Origin of the sequence: Dyadobacter subterraneus (genome assembly GCF_015221875.1) — a bacterium.
In the GTDB taxonomy this organism is placed as follows: Bacteria; Bacteroidota; Bacteroidia; order Cytophagales; family Spirosomataceae; genus Dyadobacter; species Dyadobacter subterraneus.
The window spans coordinates 3,106,296-3,124,895 of record NZ_JACYGY010000001.1 but is presented as its reverse complement, the minus strand read 5'-3'; the positions used below and the strand labels follow the sequence as shown (position 1 = coordinate 3,124,895).

Sequence of the window (18,600 nt, the reverse complement as noted above, 5' to 3'; positions counted from 1 at the left end):
GTTTACAAACAATCCCGGAAAATCAGGATCATAATGAATTATGCACTTCAAAAATAATCAGCTGTCAACAGCATGGCTGACCACAGCATGGCTGACAACAACAGTGCATGGAAGATTGTGAAATGGTTGAAACCACCCGGCATGCAGATCTGTACTGCGGACATAGTAAAGAATTTGTTTTCATAAGTAAACAATTTTTTGTTTTAAACTAACTGGTGGTAATTAGTGTAAAACTATAAGTCTAGTAATTATATAGACAAAGTAAATTTATATTTTTGGCTTTACCAAATGAATGGTTTAATATTCTTCGGAAGTTTAACAAAATTTTTATGTTACCCGGAAATATTATATTATTCATTTGGTAAATAATAAAGCTACTGGCATTAAGGCCTTGGCTTTATAAAAAGATCAGCCAGTCTGAGAAACTTTTTCTTTAATTGGCTGATCTTTTTATTATTTAAATCAAGGATTAAAGCTTGGTTCAAACCCCTTTCCTTTTCCGATCACGTTCCAGTCTTCTACCTTCACGCTTTTCGCCCAGGTGTTGTAAAGACCTTTTAATTCGGCTGCTATATCCGAATGATCCTTTATTACATTATTGGTTTCTCCTCTATCTGCTTCTATATCATACAATTCCCATTGATCGCTTCGTACAGAAACCAGTTTCCATTTTCCTTTTCTTACTGCCTTGTTACCAGCTCTTTCCCAAAATATAGGTTTGGAGCGAACCCAGTCTTTGCCATAAATTGCCGGCAAAATACTTTCTCCCGCTAGCGGATGAATTGTATTTCCTTTATAGGTTTGCGGATATTTGGCGCCTGCAATTTCGTATAATGTCGGAGCAATATCGATCAAATGAGCGGTTCCGTCGATTAAACCTCCTGCTGCAATTTTTGAAGGGAAACGGGCAATAAACGGACTGCTTATTCCACCTTCATATTGAAAACCTTTAAATGATTTTAGTGGCGTATTGGATGCATATGCCCAGGTCCGTGTATAAGAATCATATGAACCGGCAGTACCGACCGGCCCCCAGTTTCTCACAGCTCTGCCACTAAATCCGTGGCCCACATCTTCTCCCGCAGCTCCATTATCAGAAATGAAAAATATAATAGTGTTTTCAAGCTGACCAGATTCTTTCAAATGATCAATCACTTTTCCAATATTCTGATCAAGGTTATCTACCTGAGCAGCATATACTTCCATTTTCCTAGCCCACAATTTCTGCTCATCATAAGTCAGACTATTCCACGCAGGCAGGTCACTATTTTTAACACTGATCTTCTGCCCTTTACCTAAAATATTTAATTCCTGCTGGCGCTTGAACCGAAGGATTCTAAGAGAATCCCAACCAATATCGTACTTACCTTCATACTTTTTAATATCCTTCGGCCATGCCTGTAAAGGCCAGTGCGGCGAGGTAAAAGCAAGGTATAAGAAAAAGGGTTTTTGTTCCTGGCGCTGGTCTTTCAAAAAACCGATTGCATTTTTTGCAATTTCATCGGTGTAGTAAAAATTATCCTCGTCTTCCGGATCAACTATTTTATCGTCTTTTACAAAAAAACTGCGTTGTTTTTTTGGCAAATTCTTTATCACATAGTAATCACTTGCTCCGCCAATATTTCCATAAAAGTGATCAAAACCACGTTTTCGTGGCCATTGACTGGTACTGTCATCTCCCACATGCCATTTGCCGGATAATAAAGTGCTGTAACCGGCATCTTTCAAAACCTCGGCCAAAGAAACAGTTTCTTTACTCAAAAATCCCTGATAGGCCGGAGTTCCTAAATTGATATTGAAATAACCCATTCCGGCGGTATGCTGATACTGGCCCGTGAGCAGCGAGGCTCTTGTAGGCGCGCAAATGGAATTATTATAAAACTGCCTGAATCGGATCCCTTCCGCCGCAAGTCTATCAAGGTTAGGTGTCTGAATTTCAGAACCATAGCTACCAATATCAGAAAACCCAAGATCGTCTGCCATGATCAGCACGATGTTGGGTTTTGTAGTGGTTGCCTGTGCTTTGGGCTTTTTCTTCTGCGAAAATGCCGGGGACGTAATTACAAAAAGAAGAAATAAAATCCTGGTCAATCGGGTGGTCATCATGTAATGGTTAATATAGAAAATTACTTTTAAACTGGTTTTCACTGAAAAACCTGAGTTCGCCCCGGATCAGACCAGGGCGAACTCAGGAATATTAAATAATTGGTTATCAACTCGCTACTCTGGTTTCGAGCGAAAGCGGTTCAACAATTGTTTCATGTTCAAGGTCTCCAACCATTGGTCCGTTGGCAGATAATTCACTGCCTTCTTTTTTGGATTTCAAAATCGGCCAGATAAGCTGGGCGTACCATTCTTCTTCTTTATAATGTTTGATACCAAAAGAAGTTGGATATTTTCTGGTAATAATTCCGGTTCCAAAAATGATATCCCAAAGGAAAAACATGTTGCCAAAATTGCCTTTGTAATAACCTACTCCATCATCGGTAGTATCTGCGTGGTGTGCCTGATGCGTTGCAGGCGTGGAAATAAATCGCTCCAAAACCCAGCCTACCGGATGAAGCCATTTGATTGTATAAAAAGGCTTGTCCCATGGAATACTCGAATGAGCACCTGTGGTAATCAACGACTTGATAACTTTTACAAACAATGCCGCGTATCCAAGTCCGACGTACGTTAATGCAACAGTAAGATAAGTTTGTGAAAAGAAAATGGTGTAAATAATGTTTTGTCTGCCGGCCATTGCCATACCCATGTAAGGCGCGCTGTGATGTGTACGGTGAAAACGCCATAACCATGGAAGCTGGTGGTGCAGTCGGTGGTACCAATACTGTGTCAAATCATCTGCAACGGCGATTATCGCAAATGCCCACCAGAAAGGAACCCAGGAAAAGCTTCCTTTTGCATCAGGTAAAATTCTTGGAAGCAGTTCAAGACTATAATAAGCTACAACCGGAGCGATTACAATTTTTGGCAAAACATAGCATGCAATGTCCAGAAATCGTTCGTTTTTGGTCCATTTATTTTCGTAAAGTCCGGCGACAAATTCAATAACACCGATAACCAAAATAATCACTGGCAATCCCCAGGAACTAAGATTTTTGAAAATTCCTTCAATGAAATGAGGGACTTTGAACGGGAGTTCATTACTTCCCTGCCATGGTTTGTAACCAGTGAAATAAAAAGCGCCAAACATTAATACGATTGGTGCAAGGTATAAGCCTATGCTAATGAGACCGTCACGCGTCAGCTTTTGCGCATCCTCTTTTGCGAGTTTCATATGATAAAAAATATTTTAGTGAATAGTAAAAGCTACCGAATGAGATTATACGCAAACCAGATTCCGCCGGCAATGAGTGCAAAGGGAACAACGGTAAGAAAAATTCCTATCGCGATTTTTTTAATGAGAAGTACGACGTCAGCAACAGTCATGGGATTACCTGATTATGATGAATTCCAAAAATACCCCGGGACAGTATGCTATAAATTCGAAAATTGACAACCACCGAAAATTTACTCCTTTACAGCATTACTGACTGGGATATTTCTGGACGTTAATATAAATGCGGGAAGAAAGCGATCAGCTACAACAACATTGTTCCGGGAAGAACGGCTGAATATATACCACCCTGTTTGTCACCGAAGACAAGTTAAAATCATGCAAAAAAATCGCTTTCATAAACGAATATTTTTTTTGTTTCACTTAGGGCACAGGGTGGTTCAAGCCATAAGTCTATAAAATATATAGACAAAGTAAATTTAATGATTTTGAAATTGCAAGTATTTGGAGAATCTTTTTCAAAAAAAATTCAGACGAATATTTTGTTTCAATTTGATGTATGAAAATTTTATAAAAAAGTAGTTGAAAATCATGCCGATTTAAGAATGGAAATAACTTTATAGCCAAAAGTCCCATCACCGCAGTGTCAATGCAGTGATGGGACTTTTTATCTTTTGCCAAACAATTTTCGGCTATTCGTTTCTTAATGCATAACCAATTCCGGGAGCATTATTTCTTCTTCTTTTTCCAAGAGAACTGCCGGTGGCAAAAGTTTGTACATCACCGGTGTGACCAAACGGGAAAGCAAAGTGGAACTGATCAGCCCTCCGATAAGTACCAGTGCAAGCGGAGAATACAAAGCGCTATATTCGATTACCAGCGGCAGCAAGCCGCCGATCGCCGTTAAAGAAGTTAGTAAAATAGGTACAAAACGCACTTCCCCTGCTTCAATAATAGCCTCTTCAATTCCTTTTCCCTGTGCTCTTAACTGATTGGTAAAATCTACCACGAGCAGGGAGTTTTTTACTTCAATTCCTACCAAGGCAATAAATCCGATTGTCGCCGTGAAAGACAATGTCTCACCTGTCAAAAACAGCATGACCAAACCTCCCATAATACCTAGCGGGATTACTGACAAAACGATCAGGATACTCTTGAAGGTTTTGAATTCCAAAATAAGAACACCTAAAAATCCAAAGATTGTAATAATGATGATCATTCCCAGACCGCCAAAACTTTCATCCTGACTTTCCTTTTCTCCCGAAACCGTAAAGGTCTGCCCCTTTTCAAACTTGAATTTATTGAGCTGCGAAGTAATGTTTTCATTCAGCTGCTGCACATTATATCCCGGCTTCACAAAAGAGGAGACGGTAACATATCTGTCTTTATCATAATGACGAATCTGGTTAGGAGAGCTTTCCAGACCTATTGTTGCCACGTTTTTAAGCGGAATATTAGCACCAGTTGAAGAAGTAATATACAATTTGTCAAACATGCTGTAATCCTGGATTGCAGCATTTCTTGCAATGGAAACATTGACATTATAGTTGTCGGCTTTTCCGGCATCTTCTCTGTAAGTTGCCACATTCAAGCCTGCCGCGCCAAGTCTTACCGTGCGGTCAATGTCTGATGATAATACTCCAAGTGTCCCTGCTTTTTCTTTATTTACCCGGACTTTCAAATCAGTTGGCTGCACCAGCAACGGATTATTTACATAAATGGTACCATCTACTTTCGACAATAATTCAGCAACCCTGAAAGCCGTTTTCCTTAAATCGTCAAGATTGTCGCCATAAATCCGGTAAGCCAATGGCGCTTCCAAAGGCGGTCCCTGCTCAAAGTCTTTCACTTTAATTTCAGCCCCCGGATACCGTTCCAGTTTTTTTCTAAGCCTTTCAATAACTTCTACTTTTTCCGACGTTTCAAGTCCCTCAACCTGCACAAAAATTTCAGCAAAGTTTTCACTTTCATTACGCGGGATTACGTTGTAATAGATCCGCGGATTTCCTTTTCCAACATTGGTCGCAAAAGAAGTGATCAGGGGTTCTTGTTTTAAAACGGATTCAACATAACGTGTTACCTGATTTGTCTTTTTCAAGTTGGTGCCCTGGGGCGTTTCAATATCTACCAAAAACATCGGTTTTTCAGATTTTGGAAATAAACTGTTTCCTATTAAAGGCACCAGAGCGATGGAACCGGCAAAGAGCAAACCTGCAAAAATCAATGTCAGAACAGGCATTTTCAAGGCACGGTCCAATAAACTTCCATAGGTTTTATGGATACCTTTTTTCATTGCTCTTAAAAGGAAATTACCCTCTGCGCTGGTGTGTGGTTTCAAGATAATACTTGACAAAAACGGAACAACTGTAAGCGAAACCAGCATAGAGGCGAAAACCGTTGTGATGACCGACAAAGGCAGACTGCGAATAAAATCTCCGGCTCCCTCGGGAAGAAATGTAAGCGGTAAAAAAGCAAAAATCAACAGGATTGTACAGCCAACCACTGCCATACTGATTTGTGTGGAAGCTTTAATAGAGGCATCAATCCGGCTGTAACCCATCCGCAAATAACGCTCAATATTTTCGACGACTACAATGCTGTCATCTACCAGAATTCCCAGCGCTACAATCATACCGACAATACTTAACTGGTTGATATTATATCCCAGCAAGTTCATAATTGTCAATCCGATAGACAATGACAAAGGAATTGAAATCATAACAACCAGCGATGCACGCGTCCCCAAAGGCAGCAATGTAAGCAACACCAAGAGAATTGCAATACCAAAATCGCGGGCAAAATGAGACAAGCGGATATCAACACTGTTAGCCTGATCAAAAACCTTGTTCAGATCAATGTTCGATGGCAATTCTTTTTTAAATTCTGCTACGGCTGGTTCAACCTGATCCTTAACAGCAATTATATTTTCACCTTCTTTTTGGCTAAAACTCAAAAAGGTGCATCTAAAACCATTCAATCTGGTAATATGTGTTTCATCTTCATAGCCCATTTTAATATCGGCCACGTCTTTAAGATATACAATTTTACCACCAACAGAAGAAACTACCGTATTGGCCACTTCATCAAGCGTACGATAATTTCCACTTGTTTTTATATTGAGTTTCTTGGAAGCCATAGTAATGCTTCCGCCCGGAATATTTATATTTTCACTTTGTAAAGCTGCGATGACCTGATTTTGTGTAAGATTTTGTCTTGCAATCTTTTGAAGATTCAAACTCACCTTGACCTGACGTTCCGGAACTCCTGAAAACTCTACTTTTTTCAAAGTTTTAATTTTCTCCATCCGCTCCTTGAAAGCTTTGGAATAAACTTTCAACTGCGCGTAAGAAGCGTTTTCGCTGATTAGCGCATACTGATAAATGCTGACATCCGACGGCACCATTTTATTGATCCTGATATCATTAATGTCAGCAGGAAGCGAGCTTTTCAGACTATTAACTTCCCTTACCAATTCCTGATATTTAGTATCCGGATCGGTGCTGTATTTATAGATAACCTGCATCACCGCAAGCCCATCCCTGATATCGGTGATGACATGTTTGATGTCATCCATTTCATTGATTTTCTTTTCCATCGGATCTACCACGAGCTGCTCCATATCCTTCGGACTGGTGCCGGGATAAATCACCACAACAGTAAACTGAGGCGAATGCGTGTCTGGGTCTTCACTGCGGGGCATCGTAAAAAGCGAATATACACCCAACGCTAAAACTGCGATGAAAACGACCAGCGTAAACTGGTAATTCTTAACGGCAAATTCTGGTAATTTCATGATTTCCTGTTTAAAATTTATTGGACTATTTTAATTACCGATCCATTTGCCAGATAAGCCGATCCTTCCCGGATGATCTTTTCACCGGCGACTATTCCTGATAGAATAAAAGCCTTACTTCCTTCCAGATATGCAACTTTCACCGCTTTTTTCATCGCTACATTTCCATTCGCAACAAAAACAAAAGCACTGTCATTTTCTCCCTCGATAAGCGCATCAAACGGTATAGAAATCATGTCTGTTTTTTCTTTTGGATAAATACTGACTTTCGCAAAAAGTCCGTTTACCAATTTCGCATTTTGCTTGTCAACCCGGATTTCAGCCTGAAATAAACCCGAAGCTACATCACTTCCCTGAGCCAGTGTTTTCACACTTCCTGTGAAAGTCTGCGGGAAAGCGTCAAAAGAAATTTCAGCTTTTTCATTTCCTTTCAGCCGTGTCCAGTCTTTATCCGTCAGTCCGCATTTTATAACCCAATCATCGTTATGAACACCGCTTATGAATAAAACCGGCGCACCTCCCTCGATTTGCTCACCGGCATTGACCAGTTTTTTAATAACCACACCATCTGTCGGCGCCACAATACGTGCATGAGAAAGATTGAAACGGGAAATCTCCATTTGCTTTTCCGTAATAGCCAGATTGGTCTGACTGTTCTGAAGTTGCTCTTTGGTGTTCACACTATCCCTGTAAAGATTTTGTGTACGTTGGGCATCGCGCTTTGCTTTCAGATAATTTTCTTCCGCTAGGCTCATTTGCGCGGAAATTTCTGTCGTGTTTAAGGTTGCCAACAGCTGGCCTTTGCGCACGTGATCTCCTTCTTTAACAAGAATTTGCCGGATAATTCCTCCCACTTTAAAAGATAATCTCGCTTCATTTTCCGAAGACAATAACCCGGAAGTTTCGACAGCCTGAACCTGATTCAGGGACGCTGAATTTATAATTTTGACAGGAATGGTACTATCCGTTTTCTCAACCTTTTTCTTTTCTTTACATGCAGAAACCAAAAGTGTAGCCGCTAATAATAGAATGGCTGGATTTATTTTAAAGATCTTTTTCATGTTCGTTTTTTAATTAGAAAGTGGATAGCTCGCCCTTGCACGTTCCAGTTCAACAGCACGGGTTTGTACGTTCAAATAAGAAATACTTTGTTGTAACTGATCACTGATCAACCGGTTCTGGGCGTCAAGCAATTCCAGATATAGTAGCTGGCCTTCGCGATACAATTTCCGCTGATCCTGGTAATATTGCTCGGAGAGAACAGTCTGGCTTTTAGATGCTTCGTAAATTTGTTTTGCCGAACTCAGTTTATTCATTGCCGTTTCGGCCTGTAATTGCAGTTGCTGTTCAACCTGATTTATTTGTTCAACCGTTGTTTTAATTTGATATTCAGCCTGTTGGGATTTGTAGAAAGTTCGGTTTGCAGCAAATACCTGCCAGGATAAAGTCACACCAAACAGATAATAACGGGTTGAATTATTAAATTTCAAGAAATCACCCTGAGAACCCAGATCCATGAATGTAGAAAGTTTGGGAAGTCGCGCAGATTTTGCGAGTTGTAAAGAGAGTGAATTAATATCCTGTAAAGTTGCAAGTTTTGTCAGTTCCTCCCGTCTGCCTGTTACATACGTATCAGTTTCATTGATAACCTGTTGGTTTTGAGGCGCTTCAATTTTGGTATCAAAAGGTTGATTAAGTAAAAAATTAAAATATGCTGCGGCATTAACCGATTGATATTTAGCATCTTCCAGCTTTGCTTTCAAACCAATCAATTCATTTTCTGCCCGACTCACAGCAGTTCTTATGGCCTTGTCATTCTTAACCAGTGTTTGATTGTAACGAAGATTTTCCTGTGCAAGAATTGTCGCATTTTCCAATATCCGTATCGATTCAAGGGTTTGTAAATAAGCGTAATAACCCAATTGAATATCTTTTACCAACTCACGTTTATATACGTCTATTTCAGCCTGCTGAAAATTAATCTCTTCCTTTTTGATCCTGCTGTTATAAATAATCTCGGCATCAAAAACTGGAATCGAGGTTCTGAATTTTGCATCGTAATAGTTGTTAGGATTAAAAGTCTGGCTGATATTTTTAACTTCCGGAAAAGCGGAAGAATTCGTGAGCTGATTTAGAGAATTGTAAACCGGATTCAACAGATCACCAATGGGCAGATTTATTTTCCTCCCACCTCTGGAATCCAAATAGTTACCGCTAAAATTAACCTCGGGGAGAAAGAAGGTTTTCGCTTCTTTCAAAGCGAACATGTTCCGTTGCAACAAAAATTTTTGCTGTTTAAGCCCTTGATTATTTTCAAGACCTTGCTTTATATAAGATTGCAGTGCTGTATCCTGAGCCCTGGATAATTCAGGCAAACCCGTAATGAGCAGGATAATGAGGTAGAACCTCCATGAAGTTTGAAGATTGGTTATCATATTACAAATGATTATTTTAAGTACAGTGTTAAGTAGTTATCAAAGATTTTGAACAGATTCTGATGTTGCAGTTGTGCACAATTGCAACATCAGAAATTACGCAAGAAATAGTAATTGTTAGTTATTTTATTTACAGTGTTAACTTATTCTTATAAAAAGAGATGAATACTACATATCCATCTTCAAAACAAATGTACAGTAAATATTTTATTTACACTGTTATTATTGAAAATTTATTTCAGCTTTTCCAAAAAGCTGATAAAGGTGTCATAAATATATTCAGGCCTTGATTTTTCGGGGTCCACTTCATAATCATCCTCAAATTTTACACAGTCCAACCGCATATGCATATGAAGGGTGCAAATGCCATGCAATGTTGACCAAATGATTAAGGAAATATTATGCGGTTTTAAATCTATAAAATAGCCCTGTTTTTGGCACTCGATCACGGTTTCGTATAGCACATTATAAGTACGCGAGCCTTCTTCCCATTCATCGTGATTATGCTTTTGTACATGAATGATCGGTCCCTGACGGACAAACATCAATTCATAAAAATCCGGATTTTCCTCGGCGAATTGTAAGTAAATTCTGCCCATCCTTTTCAGGCGCTCATAGGGCTGCTCAATATTTGAAACAATCCTTAACTGCTGTGCCAGCAACTTGAAACCTTCCTGATGCAAGGCGTAAACAATATCATTTTTGTCCTTATAATACAAATACAAAGTAGTTGGACTAAATTCAACCTTCTCTGCAATATTTCGCATTGAAGTTGCTTCAAAGCCCTTTTCAAGAAAAAGCAGCTTGGCCGCTTCAAGAATTCTCTTTTTTAAGTCTTCCTTCTCCCGCAGTTTCCGGTCTGATATTGCCATATTTATTTTTTGTGCAAATATACTTAACACTGTTAATAAATCAAAGTTGGATCATTTTGTTCTTTGATCAAAGGACATAACGTGTTTAAAATTGAGAATTCGATTTGTCCTGGACTTTGAAACGAACAATTTAACTTAAAGTCATAAATAAGTCATGGATTTTGATTCAGTAAAATCAAAATCCATGACTTATAAAAATATCATTTCTGAGGTTCACAGGAATTTTGAGCATTCGAAATCCCGACAAAAATTTAGTAGTCTCGCCAAATAAAAAAGGGATCAAGCTAAATTCTTGGGGGTAGTTAAGCATATAGTTTAGTAAGCCTGAATAAGAAGAATGGAATATCCCGAACACCTCTGGATGATGCCCTAAATGCCTTGATCTTTGCATTGAAAGATTCAGCAGAAGCATTCGTACTTCTGTTGTTAAAGAAGTTTAGGATGTCCAAATAGTGGGTTTGAATAGATCTTCCGACAGTTTTAAAAGAATCAAGCGCGCAATCTTCGACAATATTATACCAAAGTGCCAACTTCTTGAAGGCTTGTTCTTTGGTTTTACCAGTCCGGAAAATCGTCCCTAACCCTGTTGCTAACTGGTAGGCTTGATTAATAAGTGGATAACGCTCAAACAGCAGTCTGGAACGCTGAATTTGCGAAGCAGTCCACTTGTCGTAATGCTTGAAAAGTAAGTACCGGCTTCTTACCAATAGTTGTTTAAGCGTATCACCATTGCCAAGAATTTCAGGTTGATAAGGCAAATTAGCTTGCTTTGCAGCTTCAATAGCTTGATTTTCCTGATCCAATGCCTCCCATCTGTATTTGATTCTAACTTCCTGAACCGCATCATAAGCCAATTTCTGGACATGAAAACGGTCAATAACCTTTGATGCTTTCGGGAAACATCTACTTACGATCATTCCCATATTGGCGGCCATATCCAAGGTTACTTCACGTACTTTACTGCGAATGCGCCTGGGTATTTTTCGCAAAACCTCAATCACTGATGCCGCTTGCGTACCCTTTACCATTGCTAACAAAGAACCTTTTCTGCCCTTTGCGGCCTTATTAGTTACAATTGTATATAGTTCACCATTGGAAAGTGACGTTTCGTCGATGCTTAAATACGGACCGGCATTTTCAGGGTACAAAAGCCATTCTGCCGCATGTTCGCGTTGATCCCAATCCTTATAATTGCTGATATGATTTTTGTACTGCTCTTGAAGTTGTTTACCATCTAAATGGAAATATTTGCCTAGCTGAGAACAACTTACAGGATGATTATCAATACATTGCTTTTAAAAAATCAGCGAACTCTTTAGTCATCCGAGTCCCCTGCTGCACCAAATTCCAATCTCTGCTGATGATCCCGCCAGTAGCTTTGACCTCCCAGCGACGACGCTTAATACAGAGCGTAACTTTTTGATTACGAATCGGAAAGTCCTGAATGTATACTTCCGGCAAAAAGCCCTTGGACTCTAGTTTTTGATCATTGTATTCGGTAGGAGGTAAGTTTTTTTCTTCTAAATAAATGTTCAGTCCCGTAAGACCTTCCACGATTTTAGAAAGTTCGAAGTAATCCAAGATACCCTCGGGTAACAGGAAGCGAACTAGGGCTTGGTAAGACTCTTGCAATGCGTTCAATATTTTATCCATTGCAAAACAACTACTTTTTTTTCTACCCCTCAAGTTTTAGGACTGATCCTAAAAAAGCACCTATCTGAAAAAGATAAGTGCTTAATTTTAAGAGCCTCCAGTCGGGATCGAACCAACGACCTACTGATTACAAGTCAGTTGCTCTACCAGCTGAGCTATGGAGGCCTCTTTCCTTATGATGCCGTTTGTTATTCCGTTATCATGGTGCAAAAGTAGAAGAATACAGTATATAACGCAAGTTTTGGGGTATTTATTTTTTAATGTTTTCCAAAATAAAAATCGATATATCTGAATTTTAGTCAGTTAGAAATTTAAATTTTTATGTCAAAATAAAAAGAAAACCGAAATATTCCGGAACTTGAAATAATAAACTTCAAATAGATGAATTCTTGAAATTCTTCTGGTAATGTCTAGTAGGAAATAAATACATGTCAATAACAAAAATGACCTGACAATTAATCGTCAGGTCATTTACTTTTAAGAGCCTCCAGTCGGGATCGAACCAACGACCTACTGATTACAAGTCAGTTGCTCTACCAGCTGAGCTATGGAGGCCTCTTTCACAATGCGACACCGTTTGTTATTCCGTTATCGTGGTGCAAAAGTATACTAATTTTTAATACTGTCTACACTTTGAAGCAAATATTTTTAACTTTTTTTTGCCTTTTTATATAGCCTCCTGAATTATAGACAGTTGGTGTTTCAGCTCTTCAAGCTGCGCCTGAGCACTGCTTATCTTTCTTTCAAATTCCGCTTTCAAACGATCAGAAGTTTTTGACTTCGCGAAGAATTCGATATTATTCTGCCATAAAGAAATATCGTTTTCAAGTTGAGAAACCCTGCGTTTGATATCATTTTCTTTGCGGAACAACCCACGACTACTCTCACCGTCACGCACCAGTTCAACTTCGCTTTCCAGCACAGCCTGTTCTTTTTCTTTGCTGCTCAATTTTCCAATTGCGCTTACATACGTGTTTACAGCCGCAATATAACGCTTCTGTGTTGCCTGCATATCCTTTTTTGGTACGAAGCCGATAGAAGCCCATTCGCTCTTAAAAGCACTTAGCAGATCAAGAGATGATTCATCCTTGTTAGCAGCAGCAATTTCAATACGCTCGATCAGATCTGTTTTGCGACGAAGATTTTCTTCAAACTCGGCTTCAACTTCTTTGTTTTTCGAGCGCTTCTGATCGAAATAAGAATCACAAGCTTTCTTGAAACGATCGTAAATCGTGTCTTTATATTTTTCAGGTACCTGCCCTACTGCTTTCCATTTCTTTTGCAGCTCAATAACTTTCTGTGTATTGGCAGCAGTATCTTCACCAGTCGCTAAAATTGCTTCTGCATCAGCGCAAAGCTGATTTTTCAATTCCAGATTCTGTTCACGCTTCGATTCCAGCTGACGGAAAAACTCTCCTTTATTATGAAAGAAAGTTTTCAGCGTAGCCCAGAATTTTTTGCTAAGCTCTTTACCTTCTTCACGAGGCATAATTCCTTTTAAAGCCACCCACTGATCCTGGAACGCCATTACCTCTTTGGTTTTTGCATTCCACTCTTTTATACTTCCTGAATTGTAGGTAGTAAAAGGAACAATAGCTTCATAAATTTTCAGCTTCTGATCATAATTTTCCTGCATGGATTTTTTCTGCTCAGCAAATTGTCCGCGCTGCGCATCGTACAACTGATCCAAAGCCAATTTAAATCGCTGCCAAAGTTTTTCCTGATCTTCTTTTGGTGCAGGCCCAAGGTGTTTGTATTCTTCAAAAATATGGTTTGCCTCGGCCAGGATTTCCTTCGACATTGGACGGGATTCCAAGGATTTGGCCAGATCTTCTACTTTTTTACACAACTCAGCTTTCAGATCTGCATTGCGGCGACGATCCAGTTCTTTTAGCTCGAAATAAATATTCCGGTTACTGAAATAGCGGTCGATCAACGCATTATAGGTTGCCCAAAGGGTACCGTTGTGTGGAGACGCAATATTACCGGCAGATTTCCATTCTTCCTGAATCTTCTTGAATTCCTCCCAGCTGGATTTCATTCCCGAAGGATCTGTTTCCCGCGTTCCTTCTTCTTCCAAAAGTGTGCGCAGACGTTGTAAAAGAGAAGTTTTCACATTGAAATTTTTCTCCTTTTCTTTTTCTACACTTTGGTAATAAGTATTTTTCAATCCTCTTATTTCGCGGCTAAGAGCATCTATTTTCTGCGTTTCTGCATCATATTTAAATTCGAATCCATCTTCGCTGCCCGTGTCTGCTATAAAAACTTTAAGTGCAGTTTCTCTGTCGGTTTGCTTGATATGATCTAAAACAGGACGGATTTCACGAGCCAAAGCTTCAGCCTTTTTAAGAGACGCCGGCTTCACTCCTTCGCTATTAATCAAGGATAACTCGTTTTCCAACAAATTAACAAGTTGTTCCTTAGACAATTGGCTATAATCTACATCTGGCGCTTCTTCTTCCAGTTCTTCCGTCAATTCATTGTTAAGATCAATTTCCAGGGTATCAATCGTTTTTTGTGTCAGGTCTTCCTGCGCATTGCTTTCGACCCCTTCGTGTTGTTCTTGTGCCATCGTGATTAATGTTTCGTAAGTACGTCCTCTTATAGAATACAAATCTAACAATCTTTCCTATGAATTGGCTAATTTTGGGCTCCTAACATTGATATATTACCAAACAATGAACCAGAAAATAGCAAATATACGGTCGGATTACAGCCAGAATGGTTTACACGAATCAGAATTGGATGCCAACCCGTTAAATCAATTTAATAAATGGTTCGATGAAGTCTTAAAATCAGGACTTTCCGAATCAAATGCAATGCTTTTAAGTACAGTTGATAACGGACGGCCAACGGGAAGAATTGTTCTTTTGAAAGGTGTGGATGAAACCGGTTTTTCTTTCTATACCAATTATGAAAGTAAAAAAGGTCATGAAATCGCAGCCAATCCCCAGGTAGCACTTACGTTCTTTTGGAAAGAACTGGAACGCCAGGTCAGGATTGAAGGAAAGATTGAAAAAACATCAGAAAAAGATTCAGACGATTATTTTGCAATCCGCCCAAGAGGCAGTCAGATCGGAGCCTGGGTTTCGCATCAAAGCGAAGTAATTGAAAACCGTGAATTTCTTGAAGAAAAACAGAAATCGTATGAAGAAAAATTTGAAGGAATAACGGTACCACGCCCGCCACATTGGGGAGGCTATCGTGTCATTCCGGATTATATAGAATTCTGGCAGGGAAGACCAAGTCGTTTGCACGATCGTTTGGCTTATGTTTTGAAAGATGGTGTTTGGATAACCGAGCGCCTGTCGCCATAAACTTAGCCGTTAGCGTTTAGGCGTTAGCAATGGAAATTCGAAAATTATAAATGTAAAAAAGACTGACAGAAAAGTTCTAATTGAATAATCTGTCAGTCTTTTTTATTCTATAATTAATATCTAACTGCCACACTAACGCCTAATCGTTAAGAGCCAACAGCTAAAAAATTTATCTTTCGCTTCTTTCTACGTAAGCACGTTTTGGAGCACCAACGTAAACCTGACGCGGACGTCCGATTGGTTCTTTGTTTGCACGCATTTCTTTCCACTGAGCGATCCAGCCTGGCAGACGGCCAATAGCAAACATTACTGTGAACATGTTGGTAGGAATACCAAGTGCACGGTAAATAATTCCTGAGTAGAAATCTACGTTTGGATACAATTTACGTGATACGAAATATTCATCTTCCAAAGCCGCTTTTTCAAGTTTTTGAGCAATTTCCAATACAGGATCACTGATTCCCAATTTGTTTAAAACATCGTCAGCTGCTTTTTTGATGATACGCGCACGAGGATCAAAGTTTTTATAAACACGGTGACCAAATCCAAACAAACGGAATCCGCTTGATTTGTCTTTTGCCATATCCACGTATTTCTGAACGTCTCCACCATCATTTTTGATCGCTTCAAGCATTTCAATAACTTCCTGGTTTGCACCACCGTGAAGCGGTCCCCAAAGAGCACTGATACCAGAAGAGATTGATGAATAAATATTGGCATGAGATGAACCCACCAGTCTTACAGTTGATGTTGAACAGTTCTGTTCGTGATCAGCATGCAGGATAAGAAGTTTGTTCAATGCAGCAGAAACCACAGGATCAACCTTGTATTTTTCAACCGGCAAAGAAAACATCATGTTCAGGAAATTGGAGCAATAATCCAGTTCATTATTTGGATAATTTACCGGATGTCCTTGTGATTTTTTGTATGACCAGGTTGCAATTGTAGGCAATTTTGAAAGCAAACGAATGATATGTAGTTCCGTCGTTTCAGGACTATCCAAATCAACCGTTTCAGGATAAAATGCGCTCATTGCACTTACCAGTGAAGACAAGACACCCATTGGGTGCGCATTTACCGGGAAGCCTTCAAAAATTTTGCGCATATCTTCGTTCACAAGCGTATGCGTTGTTATTTCGTGCTCAAAAGCTGAAAATTGTTCTTCTGTTGGCAACTCGCCGTAAATCAAAAGATAGGCAACTTCTAAAAATGAAGATTTTTCTGCCAGTTCCTCAATCGAATATCCACGGTAGTTTAATATCCCTTCTTCCCCATCCAAAAAAGTAATAGCGCTTTTGGTAGCGCCTGTATTTTTATAACCTGCATCTATGGTGATGTAACCAGTCTGGTCACGCAATTTAGCAATATCAATGGCCTTTTCTTTCTCACTACCTTCTATTACTGGGAACTGGTAATTTTTACCTTCAATGATTAATTCAGCTATTTCGGACATATAAATTAAGAATAAAATTAAAAGGTTAGTTTACTATATATATGTTGATGACGGTTGATAGCCCAAAGAGCTACCGTACCTCTTATTTACTGAGCCCATATGTTAATTTTAGATTAAATTATGAAAACCTGCTAATTAACCGTAAAACACAAGCCGCAATATCTTAAAAAACCTTGTATTTTCTATTATTATCAATGTTTAATTTGTGAAAATTCAAGATCAGGGCTATAATCTTACATAATTTTAAGTATTAATAATAATATTCTATGGATTAATCGGATTGGAAGTCACAACTATCATGCCAAAAGTATTAAAGCGCCTTTAATACTTAGGAAACACCATTTTTTGTTTCTTCAATACCGACCGGATTCGAATTTATTGCTGGTCTCATTTGTGATTTTACTAAGTATCTGCCAAACAAACCCGTCAGTATAACCGGCAGTAAATGTGCACCATAAATGAATGATTTTCCTGTAATCCGGTATGCAAAAGATGAGAACATTGAATAGACATATACAAACCAGAACGCGCTGATCAGCAATAATGCGATATAGCCGATGGCTGCTTTTTTCTTATCAACGAAACGAAATAATCCTTCTGAAATCAATACTGAAAAACCAACAACCAGAAGCACAGTCCCCAGCGCACGTGGAAAAGTTTTGATGTAACTGTGTTTGTAAATTAATACCCCAAGTTTACCGATCAAGTTGGGATGGGCGAGTAAATACGCATCGGTAACACTTAAAACAAATAAAAGCAGAACACTGCTTAGCTTCTTATTCATAACGTCAAACTTATAATTTTCAAATGCTGGTTTTAGTTAAATGTTTTGAATAAACGAATTGTAGGACGTAATAATTCGCTTAATATTTTCTTCCTCCGTATTATTGTAATCAAGCCAGTTGATCAAAATTCCATCCTTCTCCATCTTTCGGAAAAATGTCATCTGGCGTTTGGCAAAACGGTGAATTTCAGTTTCGAGACGTGTGTGCATTTCATTATAGCTTAAAATTCCCGTCAAATACTGGGTTACAAATTTATATTCCAGGCCATAATAAATCAGGTCTTCTGCGTTGATTCCTGATTTCAGAAGTGATTCGACTTCTTCAATAAGTCCGTTTTTCAATCTAAAATCCAGTCTGCGGCTAATACGTTCGCGCCGGATTTCTGCCGGCGGATCAAGTCCGAAAATGATGGGATTATAAATGTCAGCTAAATCGGTTTGCAACAAAATTTCCTTTTCAGGGTTTTGTTGCAAAAAAGTTGAAATCTCTATCGCACGTATCAGCCGTTTCCGGGTGGAAGTATCTGCCAGATTTTGATAGGAGCTTGGAAGATTATTAAACACGACAAGCAAATCCTCGTTAGAATTTTCTTCAAGCTTTTGCCGAAGTTTTTCGTCAACCGGAATGTCGGTATAAGAATGTCCTTTCAACAAAGCATAAAAATAAAATCCCGTTCCCCCACAAGCTACCGGAACCATGCCTCTACTTGAAATATCATGAAACGAAGTTTGAAAATCCTTTTGAAAAAGGTTTACATTATATTTCTCTCCCGCATCCAGAATATCGATCAGATGGTAAGGAATTTTACGACCATCCACTATATATTCATCCAGATCTTTCCCGGTCCCAACATTCATTCCGCGATAAACCTGGCGGGAATCCACACTTAAAATTTCACCATTCATTCGCGCCGCAACCTGATTAGCCCAGTGTGTTTTGCCGGAAGCGGTTGGACCTAAAATGATTAATAAGGGATTCAAAAGACTGGATTTAGTGGAATAATCTGACAATT

13 protein-coding genes and 2 tRNA genes are annotated in these 18,600 nt (G+C 39.1%); 1 reads left to right on the top strand and 14 read right to left on the bottom strand.

From position 1 onward, the window contains the following. Positions 1-462: 462 nt before the first annotated feature. The 11 genes from IEE83_RS12875 to IEE83_RS12825 form a co-directional block, all read right to left on the bottom strand. Entirely contained in the window at positions 463-2,106 is a 1,644-nt protein-coding gene (locus tag IEE83_RS12875) for an arylsulfatase (RefSeq protein ID WP_194120967.1), read from the bottom strand. 106 nt (positions 2,107-2,212) lie between these two features. Further along, positions 2,213-3,280 carry a sterol desaturase family protein gene (locus IEE83_RS12870; protein ID WP_194120966.1) on the bottom strand — a complete coding sequence of 356 codons (1,068 nt, stop codon included), beginning with the start codon at positions 3,278-3,280 and terminating at the stop codon, positions 2,213-2,215. Between the two features lie 703 nt (positions 3,281-3,983). Further along, positions 3,984-7,073: an efflux RND transporter permease subunit gene (locus tag IEE83_RS12865; protein ID WP_194120965.1), complete on the bottom strand. Its 3,090-nt coding sequence runs from the start codon at positions 7,071-7,073 to the stop codon at positions 3,984-3,986. 17 nt (positions 7,074-7,090) lie between these two features. Next, on the bottom strand, positions 7,091-8,134 hold the full coding sequence (locus IEE83_RS12860) for an efflux RND transporter periplasmic adaptor subunit (protein WP_194120964.1): 1,044 nt from the start codon (positions 8,132-8,134) through the stop codon (positions 7,091-7,093). A gap of 9 nt (positions 8,135-8,143) precedes the next feature. Beyond that, a complete protein-coding gene (locus tag IEE83_RS12855) occupies positions 8,144-9,508 on the bottom strand; it encodes a TolC family protein (RefSeq protein WP_194120963.1) in 1,365 nt (454 codons plus the stop codon). Between the two features lie 233 nt (positions 9,509-9,741). Next, positions 9,742-10,380, bottom strand: a complete 639-nt coding sequence (locus IEE83_RS12850; RefSeq protein WP_194120962.1) for a TetR/AcrR family transcriptional regulator — start codon at positions 10,378-10,380, stop codon at positions 9,742-9,744. A gap of 302 nt (positions 10,381-10,682) precedes the next feature. Then, positions 10,683-11,666, bottom strand: a complete 984-nt coding sequence (locus IEE83_RS12845; RefSeq protein WP_438821032.1) for an ISAon1 family transposase — start codon at positions 11,664-11,666, stop codon at positions 10,683-10,685. Beyond that, positions 11,662-12,033 carry an ISAon1 family transposase N-terminal region protein gene (locus IEE83_RS12840; RefSeq protein ID WP_194118881.1) on the bottom strand — a complete coding sequence of 124 codons (372 nt, stop codon included), beginning with the start codon at positions 12,031-12,033 and terminating at the stop codon, positions 11,662-11,664. Before IEE83_RS12840 ends, IEE83_RS12845 begins: the two co-directional genes overlap by 5 nt. Positions 12,034-12,125: 92 nt before the next feature. Further along, positions 12,126-12,198 (bottom strand) — tRNA-Thr (locus tag IEE83_RS12835). A 317-nt stretch (positions 12,199-12,515) separates the two neighbouring features. Then, a tRNA-Thr gene (locus IEE83_RS12830) sits at positions 12,516-12,588 on the bottom strand. Between the two features lie 112 nt (positions 12,589-12,700). Next, positions 12,701-14,605, bottom strand: a complete 1,905-nt coding sequence (locus IEE83_RS12825; RefSeq protein WP_194120961.1) for a DUF349 domain-containing protein — start codon at positions 14,603-14,605, stop codon at positions 12,701-12,703. A 106-nt stretch (positions 14,606-14,711) separates the two neighbouring features. Between IEE83_RS12825 and pdxH the strand changes: the two genes are divergently transcribed. Then, positions 14,712-15,350 (top strand): pyridoxamine 5'-phosphate oxidase, encoded by a 639-nt coding sequence (gene pdxH, locus IEE83_RS12820; RefSeq protein ID WP_194120960.1) that lies wholly within the window; start codon positions 14,712-14,714, stop codon positions 15,348-15,350. A gap of 169 nt (positions 15,351-15,519) precedes the next feature. On the opposite strand, the gene IEE83_RS12815 is transcribed toward pdxH, so the two are convergent. The 3 genes from IEE83_RS12815 to miaA all read right to left on the bottom strand — a co-directional run bounded on the left by IEE83_RS12815 (position 15,520) and on the right by miaA (position 18,568). Then, positions 15,520-16,803, bottom strand: coding sequence for a citrate synthase (locus tag IEE83_RS12815; RefSeq protein WP_194120959.1), 1,284 nt, complete (start codon positions 16,801-16,803; stop codon positions 15,520-15,522). A gap of 328 nt (positions 16,804-17,131) precedes the next feature. After that, positions 17,132-17,587, bottom strand: coding sequence for a hypothetical protein (locus IEE83_RS12810; RefSeq protein ID WP_194120958.1), 456 nt, complete (start codon positions 17,585-17,587; stop codon positions 17,132-17,134). A gap of 36 nt (positions 17,588-17,623) precedes the next feature. Continuing rightward, positions 17,624-18,568 carry a tRNA (adenosine(37)-N6)-dimethylallyltransferase MiaA gene (gene miaA / locus IEE83_RS12805; RefSeq protein WP_194120957.1) on the bottom strand — a complete coding sequence of 315 codons (945 nt, stop codon included), beginning with the start codon at positions 18,566-18,568 and terminating at the stop codon, positions 17,624-17,626. Positions 18,569-18,600 lie beyond the last annotated feature (32 nt).